At 52.0% G+C, this 19,059-nt stretch carries 16 protein-coding genes; 14 read left to right on the top strand and 2 right to left on the bottom strand.

The window, feature by feature from the left end; all coding sequences use genetic code 11:
* Positions 1–58: 58 nt before the first annotated feature.
* Together rhlB and gppA are read left to right on the top strand one after the other, a co-directional pair.
* Positions 59–1,372: an ATP-dependent RNA helicase RhlB gene (gene rhlB / locus LGV68_RS19055; protein WP_208592706.1), complete on the top strand. Its 1,314-nt coding sequence runs from the start codon at positions 59–61 to the stop codon at positions 1,370–1,372.
* A gap of 7 nt (positions 1,373–1,379) precedes the next feature.
* Positions 1,380–2,873, top strand: coding sequence for a guanosine-5'-triphosphate,3'-diphosphate diphosphatase (gene gppA, locus LGV68_RS19050; protein WP_024374421.1), 1,494 nt, complete (start codon positions 1,380–1,382; stop codon positions 2,871–2,873).
* 43 nt (positions 2,874–2,916) lie between these two features.
* On the opposite strand, the gene LGV68_RS19045 is transcribed toward gppA, so the two are convergent.
* Both LGV68_RS19045 and LGV68_RS19040 read right to left on the bottom strand, forming a co-directional pair.
* Entirely contained in the window at positions 2,917–6,351 is a 3,435-nt protein-coding gene (locus LGV68_RS19045) for a PAS domain-containing hybrid sensor histidine kinase/response regulator (protein WP_252535895.1), read from the bottom strand.
* A 112-nt stretch (positions 6,352–6,463) separates the two neighbouring features.
* Complete coding sequence (locus tag LGV68_RS19040) at positions 6,464–7,645, bottom strand: 3-phenylpropionate MFS transporter (protein ID WP_165881423.1); 1,182 nt, start codon at positions 7,643–7,645, stop codon at positions 6,464–6,466.
* 208 nt (positions 7,646–7,853) lie between these two features.
* Between LGV68_RS19040 and LGV68_RS19035 the strand changes: the two genes are divergently transcribed.
* The 12 genes from LGV68_RS19035 to LGV68_RS21495 all read left to right on the top strand — a co-directional run bounded on the left by LGV68_RS19035 (position 7,854) and on the right by LGV68_RS21495 (position 19,002).
* Complete coding sequence (locus tag LGV68_RS19035) at positions 7,854–9,677, top strand: DUF294 nucleotidyltransferase-like domain-containing protein (RefSeq protein ID WP_024374419.1); 1,824 nt, start codon at positions 7,854–7,856, stop codon at positions 9,675–9,677.
* 3 nt (positions 9,678–9,680) lie between these two features.
* Positions 9,681–10,319, top strand: coding sequence for a 3'-5' exonuclease (locus tag LGV68_RS19030; protein ID WP_020332372.1), 639 nt, complete (start codon positions 9,681–9,683; stop codon positions 10,317–10,319).
* A 215-nt stretch (positions 10,320–10,534) separates the two neighbouring features.
* Positions 10,535–12,484 carry an acetate--CoA ligase gene (gene acs, locus LGV68_RS19025; protein WP_252535894.1) on the top strand — a complete coding sequence of 650 codons (1,950 nt, stop codon included), beginning with the start codon at positions 10,535–10,537 and terminating at the stop codon, positions 12,482–12,484.
* Positions 12,485–12,850: 366 nt separating this feature from the next.
* The gene (gene aroQ, locus LGV68_RS19020) at positions 12,851–13,300 is read left to right on the top strand and encodes a type II 3-dehydroquinate dehydratase (RefSeq protein WP_020332374.1); all 450 of its coding nucleotides are present in this window, start codon (positions 12,851–12,853) and stop codon (positions 13,298–13,300) included.
* 61 nt (positions 13,301–13,361) lie between these two features.
* Positions 13,362–13,823, top strand: a complete 462-nt coding sequence (gene accB, locus LGV68_RS19015) for an acetyl-CoA carboxylase biotin carboxyl carrier protein (protein ID WP_020332376.1) — start codon at positions 13,362–13,364, stop codon at positions 13,821–13,823.
* Between the two features lie 15 nt (positions 13,824–13,838).
* Positions 13,839–15,182, top strand: coding sequence for an acetyl-CoA carboxylase biotin carboxylase subunit (gene accC, locus LGV68_RS19010; protein WP_020431203.1), 1,344 nt, complete (start codon positions 13,839–13,841; stop codon positions 15,180–15,182).
* A gap of 138 nt (positions 15,183–15,320) precedes the next feature.
* Positions 15,321–16,208, top strand: a complete 888-nt coding sequence (gene prmA, locus LGV68_RS19005; RefSeq protein ID WP_032081850.1) for a 50S ribosomal protein L11 methyltransferase — start codon at positions 15,321–15,323, stop codon at positions 16,206–16,208.
* A gap of 139 nt (positions 16,209–16,347) precedes the next feature.
* Positions 16,348–17,316 (top strand): tRNA dihydrouridine synthase DusB, encoded by a 969-nt coding sequence (gene dusB, locus LGV68_RS19000; protein WP_038130037.1) that lies wholly within the window; start codon positions 16,348–16,350, stop codon positions 17,314–17,316.
* A 23-nt stretch (positions 17,317–17,339) separates the two neighbouring features.
* A complete protein-coding gene (fis, locus tag LGV68_RS18995) occupies positions 17,340–17,636 on the top strand; it encodes a DNA-binding transcriptional regulator Fis (protein ID WP_000462885.1) in 297 nt (98 codons plus the stop codon).
* Between the two features lie 122 nt (positions 17,637–17,758).
* Complete coding sequence (locus LGV68_RS18990; RefSeq protein WP_252535893.1) at positions 17,759–18,427, top strand: hypothetical protein; 669 nt, start codon at positions 17,759–17,761, stop codon at positions 18,425–18,427.
* Between the two features lie 99 nt (positions 18,428–18,526).
* Positions 18,527–18,763 (top strand): AlpA family phage regulatory protein, encoded by a 237-nt coding sequence (locus LGV68_RS18985; RefSeq protein WP_252535892.1) that lies wholly within the window; start codon positions 18,527–18,529, stop codon positions 18,761–18,763.
* A 2-nt stretch (positions 18,764–18,765) separates the two neighbouring features.
* Complete coding sequence (locus LGV68_RS21495) at positions 18,766–19,002, top strand: helix-turn-helix domain-containing protein (RefSeq protein WP_222766514.1); 237 nt, start codon at positions 18,766–18,768, stop codon at positions 19,000–19,002.
* Positions 19,003–19,059: the final 57 nt, after the last annotated feature.

The following is a 19,059-nucleotide window of genomic DNA, read 5'->3' as shown; positions in this document are numbered from 1 at the left end:
TGCTCTATTGGAATGTATTTACTTCCGTATTGCAAGCCTAAGCTGATATTCTATACCTATGAAAAAGACGCATATCACAGAGCAAAAGTTCGCCGACTTCGGTTTACATCCGCAAGTCATTGAAGGATTGGAAAAAAAAGGGTTCGAACACTGCACCCCTATCCAAGCCTTGGCGCTGCCGGTACTGCTCACCGGCCAAGACATCGCAGGCCAGGCCCAGACGGGTACTGGTAAAACGCTCGCGTTTCTTACTGCTACTTTCCACCATTTATTGACTACACCAGAAATTGAGGGCCGTCAGCCAACGCAACCTCGTGCGATCATTATGGCTCCGACCCGTGAACTGGCGATTCAAATCTATAACGATGCCGAGCCTCTGATTGCCAGCACCGGTATTAAAGCAGCGCTTGCTTATGGCGGCGAAAGCTACGACAAACAGTTGGCGAAACTGCAAGACGGCGTAGACGTGCTGATCGGCACCACTGGCCGTATCATCGATTTCTACAAACAGCGCGTCTTTAACCTCAACAACATTCAGGCTGTGGTACTGGATGAAGCCGACCGCATGTTCGACCTTGGCTTTATTAAAGATATCCGCTTCCTGTTCCGTCGTATGCCGGAGCCGAAAGACCGTCTCAACATGCTGTTCTCAGCGACGCTGTCTTACCGCGTACAGGAACTGGCGTTTGAACACATGCACAATCCTGAGCACGTGGTGGTGGAGCCAACGCAAAAAACCGGTCACCGTATTAAAGAAGAGCTGTTCTACCCATCGAATGAACACAAGATGGCGTTACTGCAAACTCTACTTGAAGAAGAATGGCCGGATCGCGCGATTGTATTTGCCAACACCAAGCACCGTTGTGAACAAATCTGGGGCCATCTGGCTGCCGATGGTCATCGCGTAGGCCTGCTGACTGGTGACGTTCCGCAGAAAAAACGTGAACGTATCCTTGAGCAGTTCACAAAAGGCGAAGTGGACGTTCTGGTCGCTACCGACGTCGCGGCTCGCGGCCTGCACATTCCTCAGGTAACACACGTATTTAACTACGACCTGCCAGACGATTGTGAAGACTACGTTCACCGTATCGGCCGTACTGGTCGTGCAGGTGCCAGCGGTCACTCAATCAGCTTCGCTTGTGAAGAGTACGCAATTAACCTGCCAGGCATCGAAGAGTACATTGAGCATGCGATTCCAACGTCTGAGTACGACCCGTCAGCTCTGCTGACCGATCTGCCGAAAGCGCTGACGATGCGTTCATCACAGCAACGCCGCACCAACACCGGCGGTCAACGCAACAACAATAACGGCAACCGTAAATCTCAACGTCGTCCGCGCTCACCTCGTCCGCGTCAGAACAAGGATTCGTAAGCCGCCTATGAGTCAAGCCGTTTCTTCACCGCTGTATGCTGCTATCGACCTCGGGTCGAACAGTTTTCACATGTTGATTGTGCGCCATATTGATGGCAGCGTTCAGACTATGGCAAAAATCAAACGCAAAGTGCGTTTAGCCGCTGGTCTGGATGAAAACAATGCGTTGAGCTTTGAAGCGATGCAGCGTGGCTGGGACTGTCTCAGTCTGTTTGCTGAGCGCCTGCAAGATATTCCTGATGAGAATATCCGCATTGTCGGTACTGCCACACTGCGCACAGCTACGAATGTCGATGCGTTTCTTAACAAAGCGAACGCCATTCTTGGTCACCAGATAGAGGTGATCTCCGGCGAAGAGGAAGCGGCCACGATTTACAAAGGGGTCGCCCACACCTCCGGAGGCATGGGCCGTCGACTGGTGGTGGACATTGGCGGCGCCAGCACCGAGCTGATTATCGGTGAAGGTTTTGAAGCCAAAGCCCTGACCAGCCTGAAAATGGGCTGCGTTACCTGGTTGGAACGTCATTTTAAAGACCGTCAGCTCAATGCGACCAACTTCAATAACGCCATTCATGCTGCCAAGCAGATGCTGGATCCCATTCTGGAACAGTACACGCAACTAGGCTGGAATGTGTGCGTTGGCGCCAGCGGAACGGTACAAGCGCTGCAAGAGATCATGTTGGCGCAAGGCATGGATGAGGTGATCACGCTAGCCAAGCTCAAGCGTTTGCAAAAGCAAGCCATGCTGGCCGATCACCTGGAAGAACTGGAAATTGAAGGGCTGACGCTGGAACGGGCCTTAGTCTTTCCAAGCGGCTTGTCTATTCTGATCGCGATTTTCGAATCACTCAATATTGATGCAATGACACTGGCCGGCGGCGCGCTACGTGAAGGTTTGGTGTATGAAATGGTCGAAGGTCTGCGTCAGGACGATATTCGTGCCCGCACCATCGCCAGCATTCAGAACCGCTACCAGCTCGATACCGCTTACGGGGAACAAGTGGCTACGCTGGCCGCCAAACTACTGGCTCAATGCGGTGGTGAAGAGTGGATTAGCGAACCGCAGGCGGAAATGTTGCTGAGCAGTGTGGCACAGCTACATGAAATCGGGCTGTCTATCGATTACAAAAAAGGCGGCGAACACAGTGCTTATCTGCTCCAGCACCTTGAGCTGCCGGGCTACACCCGAGCGCAGAAGCATTTTCTCGCGGAACTGGCACGTCGCTATCGTGAACAACTGACTTCGCTGCCAGAGCAATACGCCCTGTCCGGCACCAGTGGTAAACGCGTACTGCGTCTGTTCCGTCTTGCCGTTCTGCTCAGCCATCGCCGCAACGCCGCACTGGAACCTCAGGTAACCTTGGTTGCGGAAGGCGACAAGCTGACGTTAAGTCTCGATGCCGATTGGCTGGAGCAAAATCCGCTCACCCACGCGGAACTGGAGTTGGAAGCCAACCGCCAAACTGATATTGGCTGGCCGCTGACCATCAATACGCTGTAAAAAAACGCCCTTGCAGGGCGTTTTTTATTTCGCACTCATAGGCTTATCCAACACGATTGAGCATCGCGCGCAGTTTTATCGGTTTGACGGGTTTCGCAATAAAGCCAAAGCCGTTGGATTTAATCCCATCAAGAATATCCGCGCTGCGATCAGCACTGATGATAATGCCCTCAAAGCAGTCGCCCAAACGCAAACGGCATTGCTGCAAGACTTCTAATCCTGTGCGGCCATTGTCGAGTCGGTAATCGGATAAAATCACATCCGGAATCCACTGATTATCGAGCGCTTTCAAACTGCTCACCAGATCGGTGGCGGTCTTCACTTCGCAGCCCCAGCGCTCAAGTAAATCTCGCATGCCCACCAGAATGTCTTCTTCATTATCCACGCACAGCACACGCAGATAACTGAGATCAGACACAGCCTCGGCCACCGCCACAATCGGCGCTTCTTGTACCACTGGCTGTGACTGTTCCAGCGTCAGCGAAAATACGCTGCCGCGTCCCGGCCAGGAGCGCATGGAGATCTCGTGCCCCAGCACATGGGCGATACCTTTAGAGATTGCCAACCCCAGCCCAAGCCCTTGGTCTGAACGCACCTGACCACCACGGTTGAACTCTTCAAAAATCTCCTGCTGTTTGTCTTCTTCTATGCCGATGCCGTTGTCCCACACGTCAATCCGCACCTTGCCATTAATGCGGCGTACGCCGAGCAACACTTTACCTTTCGGATTATAGCGAAACGCGTTGGTCAGGAAATTCTGCACCACACGGCGCAGCAACTTAGGATCGGAGCGTACATATAAAGAAGAGGGCACCATACAAAAGTCGACACCTTGCTGGCGCGCCAGCGCGCTGAACTCGGCATTGAGATTGGCCAGCACATCTTTAATCGCAAAGCTCTGCGGATGAATCTCCAGCTTGCCCGATTCAAGGCGGGAGATATCCAGCAAATCGCCAATTAAGTCTTCCGCCGCACTCAGCGCACTTTCGATATGGTGCGACAGGCGTTTCACTTCATCGTCTCTGGCGACTTCGGCCAGAGACGAGGCAAACAGGCGCGCAGCATTGAGGGGTTGCATCAGGTCGTGACTGACCGCAGCCAGAAAACGCGATTTGGACTGCGATTCTCGTTCCGAGCGTTGCGTGGCGGAGACCAGCTGTTTGTTGAGTTTTTCCAACTCACGGGTTCGCTCGAGTACCCGTTCTTCGAGATTTTCATTGGCTTCTTTGAGCGTCTGCTCGGCATCGCGGAACACAGTAATATCGGTGAAGCTCATGACGAATCCGCCGCCGGGCATCGGGTTACCCTGCACTTCAATCACACGGCCATCGGGACGCACACGCGATGAAGTATGACGAGAGCCCTGCTCAAGGTGATACACGCGGCGGCGCACGTGGTCTTCCGGGTCTCCGGGGCCGCACAGCCCTTGCACTGCGTTATGGCGAATCACATCTGCGATTGGCCGGCCGACCTGAATCAGGCCGAGCGGGAAATCAAACAGCTCAAGATAACGTTGGTTCCACGCCACCAGGCGCAGCTGTTTATCCACCACGGCGATGCCCTGCCCGATGTGTTCAATCGCCCCTTGCAGCAGTCCGCGACTAAAGTCGTACAGCTCCGAGGCTTCATCAACAATGGTGGCGACCTCTTCAAGCTGCATGTTGCGGCCCTGCAGCGCCGAGGTCAGCACCAGTTTGGCCGAAGATGCACCAAACACCCCGGCGAGCACCCGCTCGGTATGGCGAATCAGCGTGGATGGCGCTTGCTGGTTGGGCATCAGGGTTTCACGTTGCTGTCCCCAGTATTGAGTAAAGGCAGCGCGCACCCGAGTTCGACCAACAAACCGCGACGCGAGCATTTCCAGCTCGCCCACCGTCACTCGGCTCTGATACAAGCTCATGTTTTCGTTTTCAGGCAGCGGCGTACCGACAAACGCGGCCGATTGCAGCCGTTCACTCAGGCTTGAGCGTGTTCCCCACGACACCAGCACGTAGCACAGCGCATTGAGCGATACGCTGAGGATCATCCCCCAGTCGGAATTCTTCAGCCCCATGCTGCCCAGTACATCCGGCGGCGTGATCAACCACAACAAGATGTTGCTCTGTTCATCCCCGGCCAACATGTTGGTAGCGGTCATCAGGGTTATCAGCCACAGCGTAAAACCAACCGCGAGGCCGACATACACCCCTTTGCGGTTCCCTTCGCGCCAGTACATCCCGCCAATCAGCGCTGGCGCAAACTGAGTGATCGCCGAAAAGGAGAGAAAACCAATTGCCGACAATGACGGAATGGTATCCAGAGCGAGGTAAAAGCCCCACGCTCCCAGCAATAACAGCAGGATCAACGTGCGGCGAATAATCACCAGCAACCCGGAGAAGTGACGGTGGTTGCGCTGAGACAGCCGCATGCGGCGCAGCAATAACGGCATCACCAAATCATTGGACACCATGATTGCCAACGCGATGGTGGAAACAATCACCATGCCTGATGCCGCCGACGTGCCGCCGAGGAACGCCAATAGCGCAATATCTTCAGCGCCGACCGACATCGGTACACTAATCACAAACGTATCCGGTGACGTGCCGCCAAGCAAGCTTTGCCCGACCCAGGCAATCGGCAATACAAACAGCCCCATCAGGATCAGATAAATCGGAAACAGCCAGCGTGCAGTATGCAGATCCTGAGCTCGCTCGTTTTCCACCACCATGGTATGGAACTGACGCGGCAGACAGATGATCGCGATCATCGTCAGCACCGTGTGGACAAACAGGGTCGGCCAGTTTGGCGTCTGATAAGTTGCCCGTGCTGTCTCAATCAGGTTGACACTGTCGTGGCTGAACGCCAGAAACAGAATGAACAGCCCGACCACCAAAAAGGCCACTAGCTTGACGATCGACTCAAACGCGATCGCCATCATCATGCCACGGTGATGTTCGGTGTTATCGATATGGCGGGTACCGAACAGCATGGTGAACAGCGCCAGCGCCAGTACCACAAACCAGGAAACATGATCGTCCTGATACCCAAACTGCTCACGCAGATCCGGAGCAACGATGTTGAGCCCCATAGTGATGCCGCGCAGCTGCAACGCGATGTAAGGCAGGATCCCTGCAACCGCAATCAGTGTGACCGCAACCGCCAGGCCTTGGGATTTACCGTAACGCGCACCGATAAAGTCGGCAATGGAAGTGATGTGTTCGCGCTTGGCGATCAGAATCAGCCGGGCCAGAATACGCCAGCCAAAGGCGAACACTAAAATAGGGGCAATATAGATGGGCAGAAATGACCAAGGGTTGGCACTTGCCTGGCCGACCGTGCCGTAAAAGGTCCAAGATGTACAGTACACCGCTATCGACAGACTGTAGATCCACGGACGCCATTTCGCCAGCCAGCGGGTCTGCCGGTCACCATACCAGGCAATTAAAAACAGTACGCCCAGATACATGAGCGACACGGGTATCACTAACCATCCTTGCATTGCTTATCCTTGTTGCTGCACCGCAGTGACAAAAAAGTCCCTTCCCAGCGCAAGGCATAGTGAAGAGACTTTTATTAAACAAAGGATTAGCGAATTGCTCAATCAGCCAGCATTAAATCTGTGCTTCAGGCTCCGCTTTCTGCATTGAGACCGAGGTTTGCGGCTGTTCGACTTTCACCAGCAGCGCCAGCAGTCCCATCGCCGCCATCGCCCAGAACACTGATGCACCCCAGTGTTCGTATCCCCAGCCACTGAGTGTTGTCATCAGCGCAATGACGGCCCCCAATGGAATAGCGTTATACAGCGCCTGCAACGCCACCATTTTGTTCTGCGGTGCGTGCTGGATGTACTGAATGGCTGCAATGTGCGCCATCGCAAACGTCACGCCGTGCAGCAGCTGAATCGCCACCAGCGCAACAATCGCCGTGGTCGAAGCCGTCATGCCCCAACGCGCTATCACGCCCAGTGAGGCAATCACAAACAGCGTACGCAGACTCCAGCCGGAAAACAGACGCTTGCTGAATGCAAACACCAGCACTTCCGCCACCACGCCCAGGCTCCACAGATAGCCGATCACATCTTCCGAATGACCCGCCTGTTTCCAGTAGATAGAACTGAAACTGTAATACGCCGCATGGCTGCCTTGAATCAGGGCCACCAGCAACAGGAACTTCAGCACCGGCCATTCACGCAGTAATGACATCAGTTTGAGACGCTCAGCATGCTCACTATGCTCGGTCACTGGCATCGGATTGGGATTACGCAAGCTGATGATGAGTGAGACAAACACACCGAACAGCGCGGTATACAGAATCATGGTCGCGCCGTAATGCGCAACCAGAAAGCCCACCACGGTTGAACCGGCGATAAACGCCACCGAGCCCCACAGACGGGTACGGCCGTAGTCGAGCATTTTACGTTTGGCATAGTAGTTAGCCATCGCATCCGACAGCGGCACCACCGGACCACAACAGAGGTTAAACAGCACGGTAGCCAATGCCATCAGCCAGAAACTGCCGCCGGTAAAGAAATGAAACGCAACAAACAGCAGCGCAGCCAGACTCAGCCAGCGTAGCGCAGGTAGCAGCAGCTCCGCTTTGTGCACGCGCGGCGTGATCACCAGGTTGGCGACACAACGGGTCGCAAAACCAATGCCGACTAACACACCGATATCGGTCGCTGACACGCCCTGGTCGGCAAACCACAGCGACCAGAACGGCAGATACACGCCGTAAGCAAAGAAGAAACCGATAAAATACTGGGATATCCATCCAAAAGGTGAAGGGTTTAGCATTAGTGATCCTAAAATGAAACCGTCGTTAAAAGCGTGGGTATTATGCAATGAGTCCCGTTGGCGAAAAAGGGATCTTTGTTCAACGCACTGTTTCCCTATTCACACTTAATCCGTTTGGCGGCCGCATCCATTAGACCAAAGTCGTCTGGAGGCCGGAAAGAAATTCGTCACACTTACCATAGATGATTCTCTAAGGTGAGCTTGCGTCATGCCGGATAAATTCAACATGCAGTCCCCGCCATTTGACCGCCTGACGGCCAGTCAACAGCAATACCTGCGCGCCTCGTTGGACGTCGCCTATTTTCGTGAGCGTGAAGTGATTCTGCACAGCGGCCAGCCGTGTGCGCATCTGCATGTGTTAATCAAAGGAACCGTGGAAGAACGCTCCGCTGACGGCAAAGAGATTTATGCTCATTACGCCAACGATGACCTGTTTGATGTCCGGGCGATCTTTGAAGGCAACACCAAGCATCATTATGTCGCGCTGGAAGATACCCTCAGTTACCTGCTGCCCCAAAGCGTATTTCTCGAGCTGTACAATGAAAATGGTCAATTTGCGGCGTACTTCGATAATAATCTGGCCAAACGTCAGGAATTAATCGAAGCGGCGCAGCAACAGAAAAATATCGCCGAGTTCATTCTGACCAAAGTCGATCAGTCGATTTACCTGTCGCCGATGCTGCTCACTCCGGATCAGCCACTGCAGGCCGTCACTCAAATGATGAAAGACAACGGGGTAGATGCCGCTTTGGTGCAACTGGCCGAAGGCGACCCCAGACTGCAAAACAGCCATGCCCATCCCTACGCCATCGTCACCCGGACCAACATGCTGCATGCGGTGATGCTGGACGGATTTGCCCTCGATACTCCCGTGGGGCAGATCGCGACGTTTCCGGTCCTGCATGTCGATGAGGGGGACTTCCTGTTCAATGCCATGGTGATGATGACCCGCCAGCGCGTCAAACGCCTGATGGTGTGCGAAGGCAACCAAGCGGTCGGCATCCTGGACATGATTCAGATCCTCAGTGCTTTCTCAACCCATTCCCATGTTCTGACACTGGCGATCGCCCGAGCTTCGAGTGTTGAGGAGCTGGCGCTGGCATCCAACAAGCAGCGCCAACTGGTGGAGAGCCTGCTCAGTCGTGGCGTACGCACCCGTTTTGTGATGGAACTGATCTCGGCGGTGAACGAACAAATCATCGAAAAGGCATTTGAACTGGTAGTGCCACCCGCGCTGCATGATCACTGCTGCCTGATTGTGCTCGGTTCGGAAGGACGCGGAGAACAAATTCTCAAAACCGATCAGGATAATGCCCTGATCATCAAAGACGGGCTGGAATGGCATCAGTGCCAACCGATCATGAACGAGCTGTCTCACACCTTATTGCAACTGGGATATCCACTCTGCCCCGGCAAAGTGATGGTCAACAACCCGAAATGGGTTAAGTCGCAAGCGGCCTGGAAGCAGACTTTAACCGACTGGGTCAAGGCCGCCCGATCCGAGCAAGTGATGGACATCGCCATCATGGCCGATGCTCATGCTGTTGCGGGCAACAAAGAGCTACTGACCCCGGTCAAACAACACCTCCATCATCTGATGGCCGATCAGGAGCTGATTCTGACCGAGTTTACGCGTCCGGCGCTCAACTTCTCAGTGCCGCTGACCCTGTTTGGTAATGTGAAGAACTCTAAATCTGGCCTCGATATCAAACAGGGAGGAATCTTCCCCATCGTGCACGGCATTCGTGCTCTGAGCCTCGAACACAACATTGAGGTCAACAACACGTTTGAACGCATCGAAACTCTGGTCAAACGTAAGGTGTTAGAACAAGAGACTGGCGATAATCTCAGTGAAGCACTCAAGCAGTTCTTTAAGTTGCGTCTCGCCCAGCAACTCAGCAACCAGCACAGCGCCAACACGCTTGATTTAAAACAGCTGGATCGGGCAGAACGCGATTTACTGCGCCACAGCCTGCATGTGGTGAAGAAGTTCAAGCAGTGGCTGGGTTACCACTATCAGATTCGGGACTGAGCGATGAACTGGATTGCCCGCCAGTACTGGCATTACAAGCTTCGCGGTTCACCCTATCAGGCACTGTTCACCGCGCCTGGCGAACAGGAATATGTCTCGCTCGATTGTGAGACCACCAGCCTAGATCCCAACCGCGCGGAGCTGGTCACGATCGCCGCCACCAAAATCATCGGCAACCGCATTCTGACCAGCCAGCCGTTTGAAGTGCGGTTGCGCGCACCACAATCGCTCGACTCAGGCTCAGTGCGTATTCACCGCATGCGTCATCAGGATCTTATCGATGGCATCAGCGAGCGCGAGGCATTAACCCGATTGCTCGATTTCATCGGTAATCGTCCGCTGGTCGGCTATCACATCCGCTACGACAAAAAGATTCTCGATATTGCCTGTCGGCGCCATCTTGGCTTCCCGCTACCCAATTCTTTAATCGAAGTCAGCCAGATTTATCATGACAAGCTGGAAAAACATCTGCCGAATGCCTATTTCGACCTCAGTCTGGATGCGATTTGCCGTCATCTGGATTTACCACTGCAGGACAAACACGATGCGCTGCAGGATGCGATTGCCGCAGCTCTGGTGTATGTCCGTCTGACCAATGGTGATTTACCCACGTTTAGATCGTCGTCACACCATGTGTCTTAGCCCTAACGCTCAAATTGCGTTGTGCAAGCTTAGATCCACTTCTCAAAAACCAGCTTAACTGCCTATTTTCGCACAACAAATCGACCATTCATCCTAAAGTCTAATTGTGAAAAAACCTCCCCTGACTAAGAGTTATAGGCATATCGAATTTCCTCCCTCGTGTTTGAAACGCGGTGTGAAAGGGAAATTTGCTGTATTCACAAGGAGAATATGCAATGAGTGAAGCCCACATTTATCCGGTTAAAGAAAACATTAAAGCGCGCACCCATGCCGACAACGATACCTACCTGGCGATGTACCAACAGTCAGTATCCGATCCGGAAGGGTTCTGGAGCGAACACGGTAAGATTGTGGATTGGATTAAGCCATTCACCAAAGTGAAACACACCTCTTTTGATACTGGCCACGTCGATATTCGCTGGTTTGAAGACGGCACCCTGAACGTGTCGGCCAACTGTCTTGATCGCCATCTGGCGGAGCGTGGCGACGATGTCGCCATCATCTGGGAAGGTGATGACCCGGCCGATGATAAAACGCTGACTTACAAAGAACTGCACCGTGAAGTGTGCCGTTTTTCTAACGCGCTGAAAGCTCAGGGCGTACGCAAAGGCGACGTGGTGTGTCTGTACATGCCGATGGTACCGGAAGCGGCTGTGGCTATGCTGGCATGTACCCGCATCGGCGCCGTTCATACCGTGGTGTTTGGTGGCTTCTCTCCAGAGGCACTGGCGGGCCGCATCATCGATTCGGATTCCAAGATTGTGATCACCGCCGATGAGGGCGTGCGTGGCGGCCGTGCCGTGCCACTGAAGAAAAACGTCGATGAAGCACTGACCAACCCGGAAGTGAAAACGATCAGCAAAGTGATCGTCTTCCAACGTACTGGCGGCAACGTCGCATGGCACGAACATCGCGACGTCTGGTGGCACGATGCTGTGGCTGCAGCCTCTGATATCTGCCCGCCAGAAGAGATGAAAGCGGAAGATCCGCTGTTCATTCTGTACACCTCTGGCTCAACCGGTAAGCCAAAAGGTGTCCTGCACACCACTGGCGGTTATCTGGTTTACGCGACCATGACCTTCAAATACGTATTCGACTACCAGCCAGGCGAAACTTTCTGGTGTACCGCCGACGTGGGTTGGATCACTGGCCACACTTATCTGATTTACGGACCACTGGCGAACGGCGCGAAAACCATTCTGTTTGAAGGTGTGCCGAACTACCCGAGCACGGCACGCATGAGCGAAGTGGTCGATAAACACCAAGTCAACATTCTGTACACCGCACCCACCGCGATCCGCGCCCTGATGGCGAAAGGCGATGAAGCTGTAAAAGGCACCTCGCGCAGCAGTCTGCGCATTATGGGTTCAGTAGGCGAACCGATTAACCCGGAAGCGTGGGAGTGGTACTACAAAACCATCGGTAATGAAAAATCACCGATCGTCGATACCTGGTGGCAAACCGAAACGGGCGGCATTCTGATCACGCCACTGCCAGGTGCAACCGCACTGAAACCAGGCTCAGCGACACGTCCGTTCTTTGGCGTGCAACCCGCACTGGTCGACAACATGGGCGAAGTCATTGACGGCGCAGCAGAAGGTAATCTGGTCATTCTCGATTCATGGCCAGGCCAGATGCGTACTGTGTACGGCGACCATGAACGTTTCGAGCAAACCTACTTCTCGACCTTTAAAGGCATGTACTTTACTGGTGACGGTGCGCGCCGTGATGAAGATGGCTACTACTGGATCACTGGCCGCGTGGATGACGTACTGAACGTCTCTGGTCACCGTATGGGTACCGCCGAAATTGAATCCGCTCTGGTGGCGTTTGATAAGATTGCTGAAGCCGCTGTGGTGGGTGTGCCGCACGATATTAAAGGCCAGGCGATTTACGCCTACATCACCCTCAATGATGGCGTATATCCAAGCGCAGAACTGCATAAAGAAGTGAAAGATTGGGTGCGTAAAGAGATTGGCCCGATCGCCACACCGGATGTACTGCACTGGACAGACGCGCTGCCAAAAACTCGTTCAGGTAAGATCATGCGCCGCATTCTGCGTAAGATTGCCACGGGCGATACCAGCAATCTGGGCGACACCTCCACCCTCGCCGATCCAAGTGTGGTCGACAAACTGATTGCCGAGAAAGCGCAGTTAGCCTAACTCTGCCGCAAATCTCTTGATGACCAAGCACCTTCCTCTGGAAGGTGCTTTTGTTTCTGCGCGTTATTACCCTGCCACCAAAGCCTGACTGAATGCGCTCTGTCGTTAGCACCAGCACGGAGAAAGCCCCGTCTGCTCTGCCGCTATCCTTCTATCGCCGTTTTCGCGCGAAAGAAATGTTATCGTGATGCTACGAGAGTCAAACAAAGTGATAAGACCAGTAAATTGCTGCCATTTGCTATGAATTAGCTATAATCTTGGTCAATTTAATAAAAACCGCGAACTTTTGACAAAAAAGTTGTGTCGAATAAGCGATAATATGGGAACATTCGCAATAACTACATAATAAAGGGAGATAGCAACACAATGGCAGCAAAATCACGCATTCTGGTTTTAAATGGTCCAAACTTAAACTTATTAGGTTTACGTGAACCGGCACACTACGGCTCACAAACTTTGGACCAAATTGTAGCGAATCTACAACAACAAGCAGAAAGCGCTGGCATTGAGTTGGAACATCTTCAGTCAAATCGCGAATACGAGCTGATTGAAGCCATTCACCGTTCATACGGCAAAGTGGACTTCATTATTATTAATCCGGCAGCATTCACTCACACGAGTGTGGCGTTACGTGATGCTTTGCTGGGGGTTGCTATTCCATTTATCGAAGTGCATTTATCAAATGTACATGCTCGTGAGCCGTTCCGTCATCACTCCTACTTGTCTGATAAGGCACAAGGTGTGATTTGCGGTCTTGGTGCACAAGGCTATGAATTCGCTTTGTCGGCGGCCATTCGCGCGCTGCAAACAAAGTAACCCCAAACACTCTGCAGCTCACTTGAGCTGTCTTACTCACAAGATAAAAGAGAAAGAAACAATGGATATTCGTAAAATCAAGAAGCTTATCGAATTGGTTGAAGAGTCTGGCATTGCTGAGCTAGAAATTTCTGAAGGTGAAGAGTCGGTACGCATCAGTCGTCACGGTGTCGCACCGGTTGCACCGATTCATTACGCAGCACCTGCTCCAATCGCAGCGCCAGCTCCAGTAGCTGCACCTGCGGCGGCTCCAGCAGCTGAAGCACCAGCAGCTTCTAAAACTCCTGCGGGCCACATGGTTCTTTCTCCAATGGTTGGTACTTTCTACCGCTCTCCAAGTCCAGATTCAAAAGCGTTCATCGAAGTGGGCCAAACTGTGAAAGCGGGTGACACTCTGTGCATCGTTGAAGCGATGAAGATGATGAACCAAATCGAAGCAGACAAATCTGGTGTTGTTACCGAGATCCTCGTTGAAGACGGTCAGCCAGTTGAATTCGACCAGCCACTTGTTGTCATCGAATAATCGAGGCGCGTAGTTATGCTAGATAAGTTAGTCATCGCGAACCGAGGCGAAATTGCGCTTCGTATTCTTCGTGCATGTAAAGAATTGGGCATCAAAACTGTTGCCGTTCACTCCACTGCAGACCGCGATCTGAAACACGTGCTGCTGGCGGACGAAACCGTGTGTATCGGTCCTGCGAAAGGCATCGACAGCTACCTAAACATCCCACGTATCATTTCTGCAGCAGAAGTAACCGGCGCAGTGGCAATCCACCCGGGTTACGGCTTCCTGTCTGAAAACGCGGACTTCGCTGAGCAAGTTGAGCGCAGCGGCTTTATCTTCGTAGGCCCGAAAGCCGACACCATTCGCCTGATGGGTGACAAAGTGTCAGCGATCACCGCGATGAAGAAAGCAGGCGTTCCTTGTGTACCAGGTTCTGACGGTCCTCTGGACAATGATGAAGCGAAAAACAAAGCGCACGCGAAACGCATTGGCTACCCAGTGATCATCAAAGCCTCTGGTGGCGGCGGCGGTCGTGGTATGCGTGTGGTTCGCAGCGAAGCGGAACTGGTCAATGCTATCAGCATGACCCGTGCAGAAGCGAAAGCGGCGTTCAACAACGATATGGTTTACATGGAAAAATTCCTGGAAAACCCTCGTCACGTTGAAGTGCAGGTTCTGGCTGATGGTCAGGGCAACGCAATTCACCTGGGTGAGCGCGACTGTTCAATGCAGCGTCGTCACCAGAAAGTGGTGGAAGAAGCTCCGGCACCAGGCATTACTGAAGAGATGCGTAAGTACATCGGTGAACGTTGTACTCGTGCATGTATCGAAATCGGTTACCGCGGCGCAGGTACGTTTGAGTTCCTGTATGAAAACGGCGAGTTCTACTTCATCGAAATGAACACGCGTATTCAGGTTGAACACCCAGTGACTGAAATGGTGACTGGCGTTGACCTGATTAAAGAACAGCTGCGCATTGCGGCGGGTCAGCCACTGTCGTTCACTCAGGATGACATCAAAATCCGCGGCCATGCGATGGAATGTCGTATCAACGCGGAAGACCCAGAGCGCTTCCTGCCTTGTCCAGGCAAGATCACCCGTTTCCACTCACCAGGTGGTATGGGCGTTCGTTGGGAATCGCACATCTACTCTGGCTACACCGTACCAGCGTTCTACGACTCAATGATCGGTAAGCTGATCACCTTCGGTGAAAACCGTGACGTCGCAATCGCCCGTATGCGCAATGCGCTGGACGAGATGATTGTGGAAGGTATCAAAACCAACATTCCACTACAGCAAGTCATTATGAAAGATGAGAACTTCCAGCACGGTGGCACCAACATCCACTACCTGGAGAAAAAGCTGGGCATTCACTAACCCGGTCTTCTTATCGCAAATGCCCACTTCGGTGGGCATTTTTGTTTCCCCCCGACGCTCAAGCGGACTAGCCCTATAAAAACGGGCCAAATCTGCTACACTTTGCGCCAATTGAACGAACTGAAGAGAGCAAGAGCAATGCCTTGGATTCAAATTAAACTTAACGCGACCAACGAAAACGCTGAACGCATCAGCGATATGTTGATGGAAGAAACCGGCGCGTTATCCATTACTTTCCTGGATGCGAAGGATACGCCTGTGTTTGAACCCCTGCCGGGTGAAACCCGTTTGTGGGGCGATACCGATGTTCTTGCCCTCTACGATGCCGAAGCCGATACCTCATGGGTTCTGAGCCAAATTCGCGCCAGTAACCTGCTGGCGGACGATTTTGCCTACAAAGTTGAGCAAATTGAAGACAAAGACTGGGAACGCGAATGGATGGATAATTTCCACCCGATGAAGTTTGGCCAGCGTCTGTGGATCTGCCCAAGCTGGCGCGATGTACCTGATCCAGATGCGGTTAACGTTATGCTCGACCCAGGTCTGGCGTTTGGTACTGGTACTCACCCAACCACAGCGCTGTGTTTAGAGTGGCTGGACTCTCTCGATCTGTCCGGCAAGACCGTGATCGACTTTGGGTGTGGCTCAGGCATTCTGGCCATTGCGGCAATCAAACTGGGCGCCGCGAAAGTGATCGGTATTGATATCGACCCACAAGCCCTGCTGGCGTCGAAAGACAACGCAGCGCGCAACGGTGTCGAAGATCAAATCGAAGTCTACCTACCACAAAACCAACCTGAAGGCTTAGTGGCTGACGTGGTCGTGGCTAACATTCTGGCCGGTCCACTGCGTGAACTTTCACCCGTCATCAAGAGTCTGATGAAACCAGACGGCCTGCTGGCGATGTCTGGAGTCCTCAACACCCAAGCTGAAGATGTGGCGGATTACTACCGTGACGAACTGCACGTTGATCCTATCAAAGAGAAGGAAGAATGGTGCCGTATCACGGGTCGCAAGCAAGGCTAGATAAGACTTTGCGTGCTAATTGACTGAAAAATAGACCATTTACAAAATGTTTTTGTAAATGCTCAAATATTAGTCTTTTCACGCATCGAAAAAATGCGTAAAATGCGCGCCCTTGCTGGTATGAAGCTGTGAAGACGTTTTGAAAATCGGAAATTATCAACTTAAGAACAATCTCATCGTTGCACCGATGGCCGGTGTCACCGACAGACCGTTTCGAGAGTTGTGCCTCCGCTATGGCGCGGGGATGGCCGTCAGTGAAATGATGTCCTCCAATCCTGCGCTGTGGAAAACAGACAAGTCCAGAAACCGCATGGTACATGAAGGCGAATCGGGCATTCGCTCTGTACAGATTGCTGGTTCCGATCCACAGCTGATGGCCGATGCGGCCCAGTTCAGCGTTGAAAACGGTGCGCAAATCATCGACATCAACATGGGCTGCCCAGCGAAAAAAGTGAATAAAAAGCTGGCCGGTTCTGCGCTGCTGCGCTATCCGGATGTCATTGAAGACATCCTGAAAGCTGTAGTGAATGCAGTGAATGTTCCTGTAACACTCAAAACCCGCACTGGCTGGGACCCAGAAAACAAAAACTGTGTCCAAATCGCTAAACTTGCCGAAGACTGCGGCATTCAGGCACTGGCGCTCCATGGGCGAACCCGTACCTGCATGTACAAAGGTGAGGCGGAATACGACAGCATTAAAGCGGTCAAAGCGGCTATTCAAATTCCGGTCATCGCTAACGGTGATATCGATTCTCCGGAGAAAGCCAAACATGTGCTGGAGTACACCGGCGCTGACGCTTTAATGATTGGACGACCTGCCCAAGGACGTCCATGGATTTTCCAGGAAATCCAACACTATTTGGAAAACGGCACCACGATGCCTGATCTCCCGACTTCGGAAGTGAAAGACATCCTGCTTGGTCATGTGAACGCTCTGCATCAATTTTATGGAGAGTATTTAGGCCCTCGCATAGTGCGGAAGCACGTTGGGTGGTATCTCAAAGAACATGAACAGGCAAGTGAGTTTCGCCGTACCTTCAATGCCATCGACCTTGCAGCAATGCAAATCGAAGCATTAGAGGGTTATTTTGATAACGTTGCATCATAATTAAGAGAAGAGCTAGACCGAATATGTTCGAACAAAATCTGACTTCAGAAGCTTTAACAGTAACAACCGTAACTTCACAAGATCAAATCACGCAAAAGCCACTACGTGATTCAGTTAAAGCGTCTCTTAAAAACTACTTGGCTCAACTGAATGGTCAGGAAGTGACAGAACTATACGAATTAGTTCTAGCTGAAGTTGAACAACCACTACTGGACACCATCATGCAGTACACTCGCGGTAACCAAACTCGCGCAGCAACGATGATGGGTATCAACCGCGGTACTCTTCGCAAGAAACTGAAAAAATACGGCATGAACTGATACGAATTAGTTAAGCCACTGAATATCAAGCCACATTCTCTTAAAGGGGGTGTGGCTTTTTGTTTATATGTACCCCCATATGTACCCTAGGATGTGGGCTTAAGAGTAAAGGAGTATTTACGTTGAGCAAGCGTAGCAGTGTCAATAAGGTGATTACGATTGACTTTGAACCTGTAGATTGGAGACCATTCCCAACCGTTGGTGGCCGCCATAAGGAAAAGCAGACTCAGAAAGTCAAATCTCTCGTGACCAAACTCACCACCAAATCTAATGCTGAAAAGTTAGGTTCGGAGGTAGAAATCGCCCTGATGGACATGATTAGAGCCGCGTTGGAAAAACATCGCACGCCTTTAATGGTATCAACCGTGTTTATGAGAATGAGATTGCATCCGGAAGTGCGAGAGCTCATCGACCGCTCACTCCAGCCATCGAATATTGAACTCAATAGACTCCGGCACCTTGTCGCCACGACTATTGGCGGTATGCTCAGTCATAAACGGCAACGGAACTATAAATTGCTTATATCCGAAGCCGCTTCGTTGTTTTATTCAACGCCAGCCCACCATCATGTACGTCTTGGCTGCTTTGCAAAAGGCATAAAAGACTTAGCCAGTGAGGGCTTGTTTCCAAACATAAAGTTTGTCGCGCGTATGAGTGAAAAAACGATTAAAAAATACGCTTCGGAGCACGCTACTGATATTGCTCAATCACGAGGGCGCAACGGCGCCAATGAATTGCAGCTAGTCCGAGACTTCCTAAAGCGGCATTTCACCGCCAAAAACAAAAATTAATGGAAATCAGTATCGACTGACCAGCATCATGTTCTCCGTTACTTCATTCTGAAAACGATTCAATACCATCATGAACAATTCAGAACCGGAGAACATGGAATGCAACAGATGAATCTTAATGATAAGCAACGTCCTGATTTACTGATAGCCAGCGATCGCTTAGTGAGAGAAGTCGAACGCAAACATATTACCTCGATATCTCGCAGTCAGGCTTGGAAGTTAGAACAACAAGGTCGCTTCCCCAAGCGGATAACTCTGGGCAACCGTTCTGTATGCTGGAGATTGTCTGATTTAATCGCGTGGGTTAACGGTGAATTTGCCGGTGAGGAACTGTAAGCATGGAATACGATTTCGCCCGTGACATGGTCAAACAGCTACCACAGCATAGTTTAAGAATTATCCGAAAAACGGAACTGGCAAAGAAATTGGGAGTCAGCGTGCGCACGATTCATCGCATGGTTAAGCAAAACCGCCTACCTAGACCGCTTTACTCTCCATGCGGCAATATTAATGGATGGCTAGTCAGCGACATCGACGGATGGCAAAAAGAACGACTCCGAAACACACAGCAATAGAGCAAGGGCTTAGGCCCTTTTTCTTGGTCAATACGTGTCTTATTTTGTCCTTATCTG

It is taken from the genome of Vibrio sp. LQ2, assembly GCF_023920125.1.
GTDB lineage: Bacteria > Pseudomonadota > Gammaproteobacteria > Enterobacterales > Vibrionaceae > Vibrio > Vibrio fluvialis.
Note: the sequence above shows the minus strand (reverse complement) of the source record. Positions and strands in the feature narration are given on the sequence as shown.